The organism is Streptomyces sp. NBC_01013 (assembly GCF_045162765.1).
In the GTDB taxonomy this organism is placed as follows: domain Bacteria; phylum Actinomycetota; class Actinomycetes; order Streptomycetales; family Streptomycetaceae; genus Streptomyces.
Genome location: NZ_CP108687.1, coordinates 3717134 through 3731882 on the forward strand (window position 1 = coordinate 3717134; position 14749 = coordinate 3731882).

The window sequence follows — 14749 nt, forward strand, 5'->3', positions numbered from 1 at the left end:
CGCGATCGGGCTAGATTCCGCAACATGGTCTCCGAGCACGCCCCTCAGCCCGCTGCCCAGGTACTCGTCGCGTCCAACCGCGGCCCGGTCTCGTACGCGCTGCACGAGGACGGCACCCTCGATGCGAAACGGGGCGGGGGCGGACTCGTCTCCGGCCTGAGCGCCGTGGACGACAAGATGTGGGTGTGCGCCGCCCTCGGGGACGGCGACCGGGAGGCGGTGCGGCGCGGGGTCGGCGAGCCGGGCGTCCGGATGCTCGACATCGACGCGGACGTGCACGCCGACGCGTACAACGGCATCGCCAACTCGGTGCTCTGGTTCGTCCACCACCTGCTCTACCAGACCCCCGTCGAGCCCGTCTTCGACGCGGAGTTCCGCCGGCAGTGGGCCTCCTTCGAGACGTACAACCGGGCCTTCGCCGCTGCGCTGGCCGAGGAGGCGGGCGAGGGCGCGGCGGTCCTCGTGCAGGACTACCACCTGGCCCTGGTGCCCGGCATGCTCCGTGAGCTCCGCCCCGACCTGCGGATCGGCCACTTCTCGCACACCCCGTGGGCGCCCGTCGACTACTTCCGGCTGCTGCCCGACGACATCGCCGAACAGCTGCTGCACGGCATTCTGGGCGCCGATCGGGCGGCGTTCCTGACCCGCCGCTGGGCGGACGCCTTCATCGGCTGCTGCGCGGAGATCCTCGGCGGTACCGGCCGTACCCGGATCGGGGTGCACGGCCTCGGCGCCGACGCGGACTTCCTGCGCCGCCGAGCGGGCGAAGCGGACGTGGACGAGCGCATGGCGGCACTGCGGGAGCAGGTGGGACCCGGCCGGAAGACGATCGTCCGGGTGGACCGTACGGAACTGTCCAAGAACATCGTCCGCGGGATGCTGGCCTACCGGGCCCTGCTCGACGAGCGGCCCGAGTGGCGGGGACGCGTCGTCCACATCGCGTTCGCCTACCCCTCGCGGCAGGACCTCGCGGTCTACCGCGACTACACCGCCGAGGTGCAGCGCGTCGCCGACGAGATCAACGCGGAGTACGGGACGGCGGACTGGACGCCGGTGGTCCTGCACGTCAAGGACGACTTCGCCCGCTCGCTGGCGGCGTACCGGATGGCGGACGTCGCACTCGTCAACCCGATCCGGGACGGGATGAACCTGGTCGCCAAGGAGGTCCCGGTGGTCTCCGATCACGGCTGCGCGCTGGTGCTGTCGCGCGAGGCGGGGGCGTACGAGGAGCTGGGCACCGACGCGATCACGGTGAACCCGTACGACGTGTCCGCCACCGCCGCGGCCCTCCACGAGGCGCTGACGATGGCGGACGACGAGCGGACGGCCCGCACGAAGCGGCTGGCCGCGGCGGCCACCGCGCTGCCGCCGCAGCAGTGGTTCCTGGACCAGCTAGAGGCGCTGCGCCAGGGCTGACAGGAAGTCGACGACGGCCCCCGGTCCCGGCACCGACAGGTCGGCGCGTTCGGCCAGTTCGGGCACTTCCGTGCCGCTGCAGATCAGCAGTCCGGGAGTGCCGTCGGGGCCCTCGGTGCGGAGTTTGTCCACGGCGGTGTACGCGGCGAGGTCGCCCAGGTCGTCGCCCGCGTAGAGCACCGAGCCGGCGCCGGTCTCGTGCACGTACCGCGTGAGTGCCACGCCCTTGTCCATGCCCGAGGGGCGCAACTCCAGGACCAGCCGGCCCGGTTCGACGATCAGCCCATGGCGGGCGGCGAGCTCGCCGAGGGGACCCCGCAGGGCCTCGAAGGCGGCCTGCGGGTCGGCGGCGCGGCGGGTGTGGACGGCGAGCGCCTGCCCCTTCTCCTCTATCCAGGTGCCGTGCCAGGAGTCGAACCTGTCGAGCACGCCGGGGAGTTCGGCCCGCACGGCGGCGACGCCGGGGTGCGGGGCGGGGGCGCGGACGGTCCCGGAGACGGCGTCCCAGCGTTCGGCGCCGTAGTGGCCGAGGACGACGAGCCGGTCCAGCCCCGCGACGCCCGCGAAGCCGCCGTAGCGGACCGCGACACCGGCCGGCCGGCCGGTGATCACGGCGATCGACGCGACCTTGGGGGCGAGTGCGGCCAGCGCCTCGACGACGCCCGGGTGGGCGCGGGCCTGTTCGGGGTCCGGAACGATGTCGGCGAGCGTGCCGTCGAAATCGAGTGCGATGACGGCGCGGTCGGGCCGGGCGAGGAGCGCGGCGAGGCCCTCCTGGCCGGCGGGCGTGGTCGGGACCGGCAGGGGCGGAGTGTGCGGGTTGCTGCCCATGGGCCGAGCCTATAGGCGGCGGGTCCCGCGCGGGGCGCGTGCCGCGGGGCCGCTCGGCCGACCGGGCGGGCGGCCACGTGTGGCCGGGGCGTCCAGCGGAACGAAGGCCCGGCGGGTTCGCCCCCCCCGGTGTCACCGGCGTCCGCGCCTCGCCTCGCGGACGCGGCGCAGACGGTTGACCGTCACGGGGTCGGCCTCCAGCGCCCGCCGGTCGTCGAGGAGGGCGTTCAGCAGCTGGTAGTAGCGGGTGGGCGAGATGCCGAGCTGTTCCCTGATCGCCCGCTCCTTCGCCCCGGGGCCCGCCCACGACTGCCGCTCGACCGCCAGAACCGCACGGTCCCGGTCGGAGAGCTGGGCAGGAGGGGCGGGCTCGTCGCCGGGGCCGTTCGGGGGGAGGGCGGTCATATCAGCCAATATATTGGGCGGGCCGAGGGCCGCTACTCCGCGCTCTCCGCCGCCATGGACTCCTGCGCGATGTGCTGGAGCACGCTCTCCGGGTTCGCGCCCGGCTCGACCGCCGTGCCGATGTTCTCCTTGATCGACTCACTGGCCTGGGCCCAGGACGTCTTGCCGAACGGGTAGAACTCCGCCTCCGGCAGTGCGGCCAGGAACTTGTGCAGCGGCTTGAACTTCGGATCGTCCTCCATCGCCGCGGACGCGCTCTCGGTGACGGGCAGCAGGTCGTACGTATCGGCGAACTCGATCACGTTCTTGTCGCTGAACATGAAGTCGAAGAACTTGCCCACCTCGGCCCGGTGGCCGCCCTGCTTGAACCCCATGATCCAGTCGGCGACGCCCATCGACGTCTTGGTGGGCCCCTCGGTGCCGGGCAGTTGCACCATGCCGACGTGCACGCCCTGCTTCTGGGCCTCCTCCATCAGGGTCGGGTGGCCGTTGAGCATGCCCACGTCGCCCTTGGTGAACGCCTTGAAGGCGTCGGCCCGGTTGAGCTTGCCGGGGGCGACGGGGCCGACGAGACCCTTGTCGACGAGGTTCGTCTTCAGCCAGTCGAAGGTCTTGACGTTCTCGATCGAGTCGATGGCGTACGAGCCGACGTCGTCGGTGTAGCCACCGCCGCCGCTGAGCAGCCACATCATGGTCTCGGCCTGGGACTCCTCCTGGCCGAGCGGCAGCGCGAACGGGTACGTCACCCCGCGCTGCTTGAGCGCCGCGGCGTCGGCGGCTATGTCGTCCCAGGTCCGGGGGGACTTGAGGCCGGCCTGGGAGAACAGGTCCTTGTTGTAGAAGAGCAGCCGGGTGCTGGCCACGAACGGCAGCCCGTACTGGACGCGGCTGTAGCGGCCGGCCTCCGCGAGCTTCGGCAGGAAGTTGGCCTGGGTGGGGATGCTGAGCATCTGGTCGGCGGAGTAGAGCTTGCCGGCCTTGGCGTAGTCCGCGTACGCACCGATCTGCGCGATGTCGGGGGCCTTTCCGTCCTTCACCATCTCGGCGACCTTGCGGTCGACGTCCGTCCACGGATAGACGGTCACGTCGACCTTGATCCCGGGATGGGACGCCTCGAAGCTCCGGGCCACCCCGTCCCAGTACGTGTCGGACTTGTTGGCGTCACCGGTGCCGTAGTCGGCCGCGACCAGTTTCAGCGTGACATCGCCCGAGCCGCCGGAGCCGCCGCAGCCCGACAGCGTGGCCGTCATCCCCAGTGCGGCGAGAGCCGCCGTCAGTCCCAAATAACGCCGCTGCACAGCCAGTCCGTTCTCGTTGATTGCGTCATCCGCGGCACCCACGTCGGCGTGGGGCCCTCCGGATGAGCTGCGATTTTCTCCCCACACGCACGGGGAGGTCTACACCACACGGGTATCGCTTCCGCAACACAGCAGCATTGCACGGGGCGCGGAGCGACTGCTAAGGAGGTCTCGGCCGGGCCGGACCCGGCGCGTCCACCTGCGAGCCGCCCCAGCCACCGCCAGCCGCGAGGAGCCGTCCAGCATGTCCCGTACCGCATCAGAAATCGCCACCCAGCCCAGCTGCTGGCGCCGTGCCGCCGAAGCGGGCGCCGCCTTCGAGGGGCTGCCGCGACCGGGCGAACGGGTCGCCGTGACGGGGTGCGGCACCTCCTGGTTCATGGCCATCGCCTACGCGGCGCTGCGGGAGGCGGCAGGGCAGGGAGAGACGGACGCGTACGCCTCGTCGGAGTTCCCAGCCGGACGGGCCTACGACCGGGTCGTGGCGATCACCCGTTCCGGTACGACGAGCGAGGTGCTGGCACTCCTGGGCGAGCTGCGCGGCAGGACGGCCACCGTCGCGCTGACGGCCGACCCGAAGACGCCGGTCATGGAGGCCGCCGACACGGTGGCCGTACTGGACTGGGCGGACGAGGAGTCGGTCGTCCAGACCCGGTTCGCCACCACGGCGCTGGCGTTCCTGCGGGCGGGCCTGGAGGCGGCGGGCCCGCTCCCGGCGGGGGTGAAGACGGTCGCCGAGGCCGCCGTGGACGCGGAGCTGGCGGTGACCGAGCCGCTGGACGAGTCGGTGGTGGCGGCCGAGCAGTGGACGTTCCTGGGGCGCGGCTGGTCCTACGGTCTGGCGCAGGAGGCCGGGCTGAAGATGCGCGAGGCGGCGGGCGCCTGGACCGAGTCGTACCCCGCGATGGAGTACCGGCACGGCCCGATCGCGATCACCGGTCCGAACCGGGTGGCGTGGGTCTTCGGCCCGCTGCCCGAGGGGCTCGCCGGTGAGGTCGCGGCGGTCGGCGGGACGCTCGTCGCCCGCCGGTCCGCGGACCCGATGGCGGACCTGATCCGGGTGCAGCGCCTCGCGGTGGTCCTCGCGGAATCGAAGGGCTACGACCCGGACCATCCGCGCAATCTCTCGCGCAGCGTGATCCTGCCGGGGTAGCCGGGGCGGGGGCATGGCGTCCCCTGTGGGGAGGTTGCCGCCAGGTTGTGACCCCGATTTTGTATGGATGCGCAACAAACAGCGAGAGTGGACTAGACCTTTTGGGGTCCGTAGGGCGAAACTGTTTCCCGTGAAACACGTCATCGCCCTCGATGTGGGCGGCACCGGAATGAAGGCCGCACTGGTCGGGGCCGATGGCGCCCTGCTCTACGAGGCGCGGCGCGCGACCGGCAGAGAGCGCGGCCCCGACTCCGTCGTGGAGTCGGTCCTCGCCTTCGCGGCGGATCTGCGCGCGTACGGCGAGGAGCACTTCGGCGAGAGTGCCGTCGCGGCCGGCGTCGCGGTGCCCGGCATCGTCGACGCCGAGAACGGGATCGCCGTCTACGCGGCGAACCTGGGCTGGCGGGACGTACCCATGCGCCGGCTGCTCGGCGAACGCCTCGGCGGCGTGCCCGTGGCGCTCGGCCACGACGTCAGGACCGGCGGCCTCGCCGAGGGCCGGATCGGTGCGGGCAGGGGAGCCGACCGCTTCCTGTTCGTGCCGCTGGGCACCGGAATCGCCGGAGCCATCGGCATCGCCGGCTCCATCGAGGCTGGCGCGCACGGCTACGCGGGCGAGATCGGCCACGTCGTGGTCCGGCCCGACGGCCCGGACTGCCCCTGCGGCCAGCGCGGCTGTCTGGAGACGCTGGCGTCCGCGGCCGCCGTCAGCCGGGCCTGGGCCGCCGCGTCCGGCGACCCGCAGGCCGACGCCGCCGACTGCGCCAAGGCCGTCGAATCGGGCGACCCGGAGGCCGTCGCGGTGTGGCGCGACGCCGTCGACGCCCTCGCCGCCGGACTCGTCACCGCGATCACGCTGCTCGACCCCCGCACGCTCATCATCGGTGGCGGTCTCGCCGAGGCCGGGGAAACCTTGTTCACACCACTCCGTGCGGCCGTCGAGGAACGCGTCACGTTCCAGAAGCTGCCCCACATCGTCCCGGCGGCCCTCGGGGACACCGCCGGATGCCTGGGCGCAGGGCTGCTCGCCTGGGATCTACTCTCCACGGAGGTATCCGCCTGATGGCCGGACGCGCAGACAGCACCGTTCTCACAGGTGCCCGGGTGGTACTCCCCACCGGGACCGTCGAGAACGGCCGGGTGATCGTCGAGGGCGCCCGCATCGCCGGCAGCCCGGCGGAGGGCGCCCGGACCGTCGACCTGTCCGGCCACTGGATCGTTCCCGGCTTCGTGGACATGCACAACCACGGCGGCGGCGGCGCCTCCTTCACCTCGGGCACCGTGGACGAGGTCCTCACCGGAGTCCGCACCCACCGCGAGCACGGCACCACCACCCTGGTCGCCTCGACCGTCACCGGCGAGATGGACTTCCTGGCCGAACGGGCCGGCATCCTCTCCGAACTCGTCGAACAGGGGGACCTGGCCGGCATCCACTTCGAGGGCCCCTTCATCTCCCCCTGCCGCAAGGGCGCCCACAGCGAGGGCCTGCTGCGCCACCCGGACCCGGCCGAGGTCCGCAAGCTGATGGACGCCGCGCGCGGCACCGCGAAGATGTTCACGCTCGCCACCGAACTGCCCGGCGGCATCGACTCCGTACGGCTGCTCGCCGAGCACGGCGTCATCGCCGCGATCGGGCACACGGACGCCACGTACGAGCAGACCGTCGAGGCGATCGACGCCGGCGCCACCGTCGCCACGCACCTCTTCAACGCGATGCCGGGCCTCGGCCACCGCGCGCCCGGCCCCATCGCCGCCCTCCTGGAGGACGAGCGGATCACCGTCGAGCTCATCAACGACGGCACCCACCTGCACCCGGCCGCCCTGGAGCTCGCCTACCACCACGCGGGCGCCCACCGCGTCGCGCTGATCACCGACGCCATGGACGCGGCCGGTTTCGGCGACGGCCAGTACCAGCTCGGCCCGCTCGCCGTCGAGGTCAAGGACGGCGTCGCCCGGCTCGTCGAGGGCGGTTCCATCGCGGGCTCCACCCTCACCCTGGACACCGCTTTCCACCGGGCCGTCACCATCGACCGGATCCCGGTCGGCGACGTGGTGCAGTCCATCTCCGCCAACCCGGCCCGGCTTCTCGGCGTGTACGACCGCGTCGGCTCGCTGGAGCCCGGCAAGGACGCCGACCTCGTCGTCCTGGACGAGGACTTCCGGCTCAGGGGCGTCATGCGCCGGGGCGAGTGGATCGTTCAGCCGCAGACCGGCTGATATCCGCCCGCTCGGCCCACGGGCCGCACACGTAACGAAGAGACGGCGGTTGGTCCCGACGTCTGGGCCGACCGCCGTCTCTTTGACATGATCGCGTAGCAAACCAGCAGGGAAAGCGCGTTCTGGCAAGGGCGTGTCCTGAAAGCAGCACCGTCCGCCCGAAGGACGGGCCCCGCCACACCCCGGGCGTGCGCGCGGACGCCGCGGGCCGGCGGGACTTTCACGACACACCCTTGGATCCGCGCTCCACACGTATCGAGGGAGCGGCCGAAGTGATCCTCACGGTCACACTGAACACGGCACTCGACCTGACGTACGGCGTACCGGCACTCGTCCCGCACGCCAGCCACCGCGTCACCGACCTCTCCGAGCGCCCCGGCGGCAAGGGCGTCAACGTCGCCCGTGTCCTCGCCGCCCTCGGTCACGACAGCGTCGTCACCGGCTTCGCCGGAGGGGCCACCGGAGCCGTACTGCGCGAGCTGCTCGCGGCACTCCCCACCCACCCCGCGCGCGTCATCGACGCACTCGTGCCCGTGGCCGGCGACACCCGCCGCACCCTGGCCGTCGTCGACCGGACCACCGGGGACACCACCCAGTTCAACGAACCCGGACCCCACGTCACCGCCGACGAGTGGACCGCGTTCCTCGGCTCGTACGGAGAGCTGCTCACCACCGCCGACGCGGTCGCCCTCTGCGGCAGCCTGCCGCCCGGCATCCACGTCGGCGGGTACGCCGAACTGGTCCGCCTCGCCCGCAACGCCGGCGTCCCCGTCCTCCTGGACTCCAGCGGGGAACCACTGCGGCGCGGCATCGCCGCCCGCCCCGACCTGATCAAGCCCAACGCCGACGAGCTCGCCCAGCTCACCGGCTCCCGCGAGCCCCTGCGCGGCGCCCGCGACGCCCGCCGCCGCGGCGCCCACGGGGTCATCGCCTCACTGGGCCCCGACGGCATGCTGGCGGTCACCCCCGACGGCAACTGGCAGGCGTCCCCGCCCGCACCCGTCAAGGGCAACCCGACCGGGGCCGGCGACTCCGCGGTGGCCGGACTGCTGTCCGGACTCGCGGAGGGCCTGAGCTGGCCGGACCGGCTGCGACGGGCGGTGGCACTGTCGACGGCGACCGTGCTCTCCCCCACGGCCGGTGACTTCGACCGCGCGGCGTACGAGGAGCTGCTGCCGCGCGTCGGTATCGAGGAACACGCAGACGCGGCCTGAACACCGCGTCCCCACCGGGCCCGCCCGCCGGACCCGAGGAAAACACAGAGGTCAGCATGCCGCTCGTCAGCACCGGTGAACTCGTCTCCGCCGCCCAGGCCGAGGGACGCGGGATCGCCGCCTTCAACGTCATCACGCTGGAGCACGCCGAGGCCATCGCCGCCGGGGCCGAACGCGCCGGCGCGCCCGCCATCCTCCAGATCTCCGAGAACGCCGTGAAGTTCCACGGCGGCCGGCTCGCCCCCATCGCCGCCGCGGCAGCGGCCGTCGCCCGCACCTCCGGCGCCGCGCTCGCCCTGCACCTCGACCACGTCGAGTCCGTGGAACTGCTGCACCAGGCCGCCGACGCGGGCTTCGGTTCGGTGATGTTCGACGCGTCCAAGCTGGGTTACGAGGAGAACGTCCGGGCCACCGCCGAAGCGGTCGCCTGGGGCCGCGAGCGGGGCATCTGGATCGAGGCCGAGCTCGGCAAGGTCGGCGGCAAGGAGGGCGAGGCGCCGCTCGACGCCCACGCCCCCGGCGTCCGCACCGACCCGGCCGAGGCAGCCGCGTACGTCGCCGCCACCGGTGTCGACGCGCTGGCCGTCGCCGTCGGCTCCTCGCACGCCATGACCGAGCGCACCGCCGCCCTGGACCACGAGCTGATCGGCCGGCTCCGTGACGCCGTCCCCGTGCCGCTGGTGCTGCACGGCTCCAGCGGCGTGCCGGACGAGGAGATCCGCCGGGCCGTCGCGTCCTCCGGCATGGTCAAGATCAACGTGGGTACGGCGCTGAACACGGCGTTCACCGGGGCCGTCCGCGCCCACCTGGCCGAACACACCACGGGCGTCGACCCGCGCAAGTACATCGCCCCGGGCCGCGAGGCGATGGCCGCGACGGTGGCGGGCTTCCTGGCCCTGATGGGCCGGTAGACAAACCGGCCCCCTCGCCGCGGGGCGAGGGGGCCGGAACGCGCGTGCGGGTGGGCCGGGTCAGCGCGTCTGGTGACCGGCCTTCAGCGACAGCTGGTCCAGGTTGGCATCACACTGGTCGCCCTCGTTGCAGGAGATCATCAGGGTGTTCGGACCCTTGGTGAGGTTGACGTAGGCGTACGTGGTCGTCCACCCCTTCTCCAGATCGCCCTCGGGGGCCTGGGCGAAGTTCGTCATGTTGATGGAGCGCGGGGCCTCGGAGTTCACCGTGAGCGACGTCTTGGCGTCCTTGCCCGGCACGCCGTACGTGACGAACAACGTGTACTCGCCGGCCTCCGGCACCTCGACGGACCAGGTCGCGGACCTGCCGACCGCGTTGAGGTTGATGTACTGCCCGTTGTTGCTCTTGGCGCCCTTGACGGTGTTGTCGAGCCCCGCGTCGCCGCCGAGCTTCAGCGACGCCGCATCCTGCTTCGGGAGCTCGACGGGGGCCTCGGACGTCGTGGACTGCTCCGGCGTCGGGGACTGCTCGACCTCGCCGCCGGGACCGGCCGAGGACGTGGCCTCGTCCTTCTTCTTGTCCTTGTTGTCGTCGTCCGTCATCAGCGCGGCGCCGATGCCGATGAGCACGACCGCGACCACCGCGACCGCCCCGATCAGCAGACCCTTGGTGTTCGGACCGCCTCTGCCGGAGCCGCCGTTTCCGCTGCCGCGGCCGCCCTGGTGCGGCACCTGCGCGGTCGTGGCACCACCGGGGTACGTCTCCGGGGCCGCGTACTGCGCGTTCGGCTGGCCGTACTGGCCGTTCGGCTGGCCGTAGGGCGCCTGGGCCTGGCCGTACGCCTGCTGCGGCGGCACCTGCCCGTACTGGCGCTCACCGACGGTCCGCACCTGGTTGTACGAGGTCCGGGGCACGCCCGGCTGCGCGGCGGGACCCGGGTAGCCGTAGCCGCCCTGTCCCGGTGGCTGCGCGCCGGCTGCCCGTCCGTCCTCGTAGAGGTAGCCGAACGGATCGTCGTCCTCGGGTGGTGTGCTCGCGCCGTTGTTCCCGGCCATCCCTGGGTCACTCCTCACCATGTCGCCAGCCGTCGCCGAATATCGCCAGCCGTCGCCGACCGGCCGAGCCTACCCCGAACGGACGACACCAAGAATTGCCGGAGGTGGGGGCCCTCCGAGCCACGCACCCCGGGAACCACACCCCGGCGAACATCATCCGGCTCGGCGGTGAACCTTCGAACGGGACCGCTTCTCGACGTACATCCGCTGGTCGGCGGAGCGCAGCACCTCTTCGGCGGTCATGCCGCAGGCGGCCCAGCCGATGCCGAAACTCGCCCCCACCCGCACCGCCCGGCCGTCGACCCGAATGGGCGGAATGATGGCGTTACGCAGGCGTACGGCCAGGTCCGCGGCGTCTGCGGCCCCGAGCCCGTCCGCGAGAACGACGAATTCGTCACCCCCGAGCCGGGCGACGGTGTCCCCGTCACGGACACACGTGGTGAGCCGCCGGGCGACCTCGATGAGAACCGCGTCACCCGTGTGATGGCCGAAACGGTCGTTGATCGACTTGAAACCGTCCAGGTCGCAGAAGAGGACCGCGAGCCCCTTCGACCCGTCGTCGTTCACCGTGTCCGGTGCGACGGAATGCACATGGTGGTCGTACGGGCCGACGCCCCGCCCCGCGCCGAACCCGTCGGCGGGAGAGCCGTGCACCCGGGCCTCGTCGACATCGCCGTACGCCGCGTCCAGCGCCTCCACGTCGGTGGACATCACCGCGTGGGGGCGCTCGCACAGCCGTGCGCTGAGCCGGGCCCGCAGCTCCGCGCTGTTGGGCAGACCGGTCAGGGCGTCGTGCGAGGCGCGGTGCGCGAGGTTCAGCTCGTGGCGCTTGCGCTCCTCTATGTCCTCGACGTGCGTGAGGAGGAAGCGCGGCCCGTCCGCGGTGTCCGCCACGACGGAGTTGCGCAGCGAGACCCACAGGTAGGTGCCGTCCCGGCGGCCCAGCCGCAGCTCGGCCCGGCCCCCCTCGGCCGAGGTCCGGAGCAGGGTGCCGATGTCCTCGGGGTGGACCAGGTCGGCGAAGGAGTAGCGGCGCAGCACCGAGGCGGGGCGGCCCAGGAGCCGGCACAGCGCGTCGTTGGTGCGCAGCAGCCTGCCGTGCTGGTCGCCGCCCATCTCCGCGATGGCCATGCCGCTGGGCGCGTATTCGAAGGCCTGGCGGAAGGACTCCTCGCTGGCCCGCAGCGCCTGCTGTTCGCGCTCCAGGCGGACCAGGGCACGCTGCATGTTTGCCCGGAGCCTGGCGTTACTGATCGCAATGGCCGACTGGGAGGCGTACATCTGGAGCGCCTCACGGCCCCAGGCACCGGGGCGGCGGCCGTTGCGGGGACGGTCGACGGATATCACGCCGAGAAGGTCCTGACCGCTGCCGGAGGCGTACATCGGGGCGTAGAGCCGGTCCTGCGGGTGCCATTCGTCCTCGAAGCGGGGCTCGGGGCCCTCGGTGTGCCACTGCGGGACGTCATCGTCGAGGAGGACCCAGCCGTCGGTGTGCGGTATGAAACGCAGCTCGTCCCATGCCTCGCCCATGGCCAGGCGGCGCTCCCAGGAGGTACGCGAGCCGACGCGACCGGTGATCAGGGCCTCGGCGGCGTTGTTGCCCGCGAAGGCGGCGACGACGAGATCACCGTCGGGACGGACGAGGTTGACGCAGGCAAGCTCGTATCCGAGACCGGCGACGATTCCGTCGGCGACGGTCTGCAGAGTGTCGGCCAGGCTCCGTGCCGTGTTGAGATCGGCCACGGCCTGGTGCAGCTGCCGCATCGTCGCAAGACGGACGTACGGCTCCGACTCGGCCTCCATCGCTCGCACTCCCCGAGACCTCGACAGCACTCCAGATTTCATATCGACGCACTAGACGTACTTACTGCAGTGTCACGGCCACTGAATCACAGTGAGCTGCGCACCCGGTACACAGGGTCAACAAATATTGCGCTCTGTGACTCAAGTCACAACAGATGGTGAAGGGTCGCGAGTGCCGCCGATGAGTGGTCCGTCCTTTTCTTGAACGCAAAAAGCAAACGCCGGGCGATGCCCGCCCGGGCCCGCCGGGTCCTAGGACCTGGCTGGTCCCCTGGCCCGATGCGAGGGGCCACCGTACGCGGCTAGCGTTCCGGATGTGTTGCAGACGAAGCCCCCCACCCCGCGTACCGAAACCGTCCCCCATGCTGAGGGGGTGAGCAACGACGAGTTCCGCGGCGCCCTCGCCCGGCTGGCAGCCGGAGTGGTCCTGATCACCGCACAGGAGCCCCCGCTCGACGAGCACGGGCGCGGCGAGGACGTGGGCATGACCGCGACCGCCTTCATGTCGGTGTCGCTCGACCCGCCGCTGGTCATGGTGAGTCTGCGCAACGACTCCCGGATGGACGACCTGCTGGCGGAACAGCCGCTGTGGGCCGTCTCCGTACTGTCGGAGAGCCAGCGGCACATCGCGGGCCGGTTCGCCATGAAGGGCCGGATCAGCGACCGGCTGCTCTTCGAGGACATCCCCTATGTACGGGGCGAGGTCACCGGCGCGCCCCTGGTCGGCGGCGCGCTCGCGACGCTGGAGTGCCGCACGGAGCAGCGGATCACGGCAGGTGACCACACGCTGGTGATCGGCCGGGTGCTCGGTGCGCAGCTGCCCAGCGAGGACGGCGGTCCGCTGACGTACTTCCGCGGGCGCTACCGGCAGCTGGGCTGACGGCACGGAGCCCGAGCCCGGGGGCGGCGGCGAGGGGTACGCGGCAGGGGGACGGAGCCCGAGGGGCGGCGGCACGCGGCGAGGGTGACGCGGTAGGCGACGGGGGCCCGACGGGAGCCGTCGCGGGTTACCAGTCCCGGCCGGAGCGGCCTCGTTTGGTGTCGCCGCGCTGCTTCTTCTCGCGCAGCCGGCGTTCGTTGATCCCGCGCGGGATCTTGCGCTTGACGCGCGGCTTGGGCGGCGGCGCCGTGGCCTCGGCCAGCAGGGCCGTGAGCCGCACGGCGGCCGTCTCGCGGTTGCGCCACTGCGAGCGGTGCTCCGAGGAACGGACCGAGACGACGCCGTTGACCAGCCGGCTCGCCAGCCGCTCCAGCGCGCGTTCCTTCCACACCTCCGGCAGCGACTCGGTCGCCGCGAGGTCGAAGCGCAGCTCCACCTGGGAGTCGCTGGTGTTGACGTGCTGCCCGCCGGGCCCGGAGGACCGCGAGAAACGCCACATGAGCTCGGCCTCCGGCAGGGAGACCGCACCGCGGATGACATAGGGCCCGGACATGACACCCATGTTCCCCGCCCCACGCATGGTTCGTCACCTCCTTTTGGCGCACGCCTTCCTCCGTCTGCCCGCACCCCGTCATCAGTTCGGTAAAGAAAGTAAAGGCGGAAGGAACCTCACGGTCCCCTGCCTGCGTTATGAACTGTGACGGTAGCTTCGTGATGGCACGAAGCCCGCACATGACAGATGAAAGGGACTTCCCATGGCAGTAAGCCTGTCCAAGGGCGGCAACGTCTCCCTCACCAAGGAGGCCCCCGGCCTCACCGCCGTCACGGTCGGCCTCGGCTGGGACGTCCGTACCACCACCGGCACCGACTTCGACCTCGACGCTTCGGCGATCGCGGTCAACGCCGCGGGGAAGGTCTTCTCCGACGGGCACTTCGTCTTCTTCAACAACAAGGCGACGCCGGACCAGACCATCGTGCACACCGGTGACAACGTCACGGGTGAGGGCGAGGGCGACGACGAGCAGATCAACGTCAACCTGGCGGGCCTGCCGGCCGACATCGACAAGATCGTCTTCCCGGTGTCGATCTACGACGCCGAGACCCGCAGCCAGAACTTCGGCCAGGTGCGCAACGCCTACATCCGCATCCTGAACCAGGCCGGCGGCGCCGAGATCGCGCGCTACGACCTGAGCGAGGACGCCGCCACCGAGACCGCCATGGTCTTCGGCGAGCTGTACCGCAACGGCGCCGAGTGGAAGTTCCGCGCCGTGGGCCAGGGCTACGCCTCGGGCCTGCGCGGCATCGCGCAGGACTTCGGCGTCAACCTCTGACGCTCCGTACGTCCGCTTCACGGGAGCCCCCGGCCGAACGTCCTGCGGCCGGGGGCTCCCGCGCGTCCGCTTACCACTGAACGCGCCCAACGGGGCGCACGACACGCGATGTTGCCCCATCGATGGAAGTCCGCCGGATAGCGGACACAGACCTTTCCCAGTCGGACAAGAAACGGTCAAAGAATTGTGAGGTAATTGTTGGTACACGGTCAGAAGTGGTCATTCGGTGGCACG

14 protein-coding genes are annotated in these 14749 nt (G+C 71.6%); 8 read left to right on the top strand and 6 right to left on the bottom strand.

The annotated features are described in order from the left end of the window. Nucleotides 1–24: 24 nt before the first annotated feature. Nucleotides 25–1416, top strand: a complete 1392-nt coding sequence (locus OG538_RS15940; RefSeq protein ID WP_406094152.1) for a trehalose-6-phosphate synthase — start codon at nucleotides 25–27, stop codon at nucleotides 1414–1416. Here OG538_RS15940 and otsB read toward each other — a convergent pair. The 3 genes from otsB to OG538_RS15955 all read right to left on the bottom strand — a co-directional run bounded on the left by otsB (nucleotide 1393) and on the right by OG538_RS15955 (nucleotide 3902). Then, nucleotides 1393–2247, bottom strand: coding sequence for a trehalose-phosphatase (otsB, locus tag OG538_RS15945; protein WP_406094154.1), 855 nt, complete (start codon nucleotides 2245–2247; stop codon nucleotides 1393–1395). The genes OG538_RS15940 and otsB overlap by 24 nt on opposite strands. Nucleotides 2248–2379: 132 nt before the next feature. Then, nucleotides 2380–2652 (bottom strand): DUF3263 domain-containing protein, encoded by a 273-nt coding sequence (locus OG538_RS15950; RefSeq protein ID WP_406094156.1) that lies wholly within the window; start codon nucleotides 2650–2652, stop codon nucleotides 2380–2382. A gap of 32 nt (nucleotides 2653–2684) precedes the next feature. Then, a complete protein-coding gene (locus tag OG538_RS15955; RefSeq protein WP_406100168.1) occupies nucleotides 2685–3902 on the bottom strand; it encodes an extracellular solute-binding protein in 1218 nt (405 codons plus the stop codon). A 292-nt stretch (nucleotides 3903–4194) separates the two neighbouring features. Between OG538_RS15955 and OG538_RS15960 the strand changes: the two genes are divergently transcribed. The 5 genes from OG538_RS15960 to OG538_RS15980 all read left to right on the top strand — a co-directional run bounded on the left by OG538_RS15960 (nucleotide 4195) and on the right by OG538_RS15980 (nucleotide 9445). Further along, nucleotides 4195–5103, top strand: coding sequence for an SIS domain-containing protein (locus tag OG538_RS15960; protein ID WP_406094158.1), 909 nt, complete (start codon nucleotides 4195–4197; stop codon nucleotides 5101–5103). Between the two features lie 169 nt (nucleotides 5104–5272). Beyond that, on the top strand, nucleotides 5273–6166 hold the full coding sequence (locus tag OG538_RS15965) for an ROK family protein (protein WP_406100169.1): 894 nt from the start codon (nucleotides 5273–5275) through the stop codon (nucleotides 6164–6166). Then, nucleotides 6166–7320: an N-acetylglucosamine-6-phosphate deacetylase gene (nagA, locus tag OG538_RS15970; RefSeq protein WP_406094161.1), complete on the top strand. Its 1155-nt coding sequence runs from the start codon at nucleotides 6166–6168 to the stop codon at nucleotides 7318–7320. Before OG538_RS15965 ends, nagA begins: the two co-directional genes overlap by 1 nt. 272 nt (nucleotides 7321–7592) lie before the next feature. Next, nucleotides 7593–8534, top strand: coding sequence for a 1-phosphofructokinase family hexose kinase (locus OG538_RS15975; RefSeq protein ID WP_406094163.1), 942 nt, complete (start codon nucleotides 7593–7595; stop codon nucleotides 8532–8534). A gap of 56 nt (nucleotides 8535–8590) precedes the next feature. After that, the gene (locus tag OG538_RS15980) at nucleotides 8591–9445 is read left to right on the top strand and encodes a ketose-bisphosphate aldolase (protein ID WP_406094165.1); all 855 of its coding nucleotides are present in this window, start codon (nucleotides 8591–8593) and stop codon (nucleotides 9443–9445) included. A gap of 60 nt (nucleotides 9446–9505) precedes the next feature. Here the strand turns inward: OG538_RS15980 and OG538_RS15985 are convergent, their stop codons facing one another. Both OG538_RS15985 and cdgB read right to left on the bottom strand, forming a co-directional pair. Continuing rightward, a complete protein-coding gene (locus OG538_RS15985; protein ID WP_406094167.1) occupies nucleotides 9506–10501 on the bottom strand; it encodes a carbohydrate-binding protein in 996 nt (331 codons plus the stop codon). Between the two features lie 153 nt (nucleotides 10502–10654). Then, complete coding sequence (cdgB, locus tag OG538_RS15990) at nucleotides 10655–12304, bottom strand: diguanylate cyclase CdgB (protein ID WP_406094170.1); 1650 nt, start codon at nucleotides 12302–12304, stop codon at nucleotides 10655–10657. A 373-nt stretch (nucleotides 12305–12677) separates the two neighbouring features. Here cdgB and OG538_RS15995 point away from each other — a divergent pair, with 373 nt between their 5' ends. Continuing rightward, on the top strand, nucleotides 12678–13184 hold the full coding sequence (locus OG538_RS15995) for a flavin reductase family protein (protein ID WP_406094172.1): 507 nt from the start codon (nucleotides 12678–12680) through the stop codon (nucleotides 13182–13184). A gap of 127 nt (nucleotides 13185–13311) precedes the next feature. Here OG538_RS15995 and arfB read toward each other — a convergent pair whose 3' ends face one another. Then, a complete protein-coding gene (gene arfB / locus OG538_RS16000) occupies nucleotides 13312–13737 on the bottom strand; it encodes an alternative ribosome rescue aminoacyl-tRNA hydrolase ArfB (protein WP_326737765.1) in 426 nt (141 codons plus the stop codon). 202 nt (nucleotides 13738–13939) lie between these two features. Here arfB and OG538_RS16005 point away from each other — a divergent pair, with 202 nt between their 5' ends. Continuing rightward, nucleotides 13940–14515: a TerD family protein gene (locus OG538_RS16005; protein ID WP_328895462.1), complete on the top strand. Its 576-nt coding sequence runs from the start codon at nucleotides 13940–13942 to the stop codon at nucleotides 14513–14515. The last annotated feature ends 234 nt before the right edge of the window (nucleotides 14516–14749 follow it).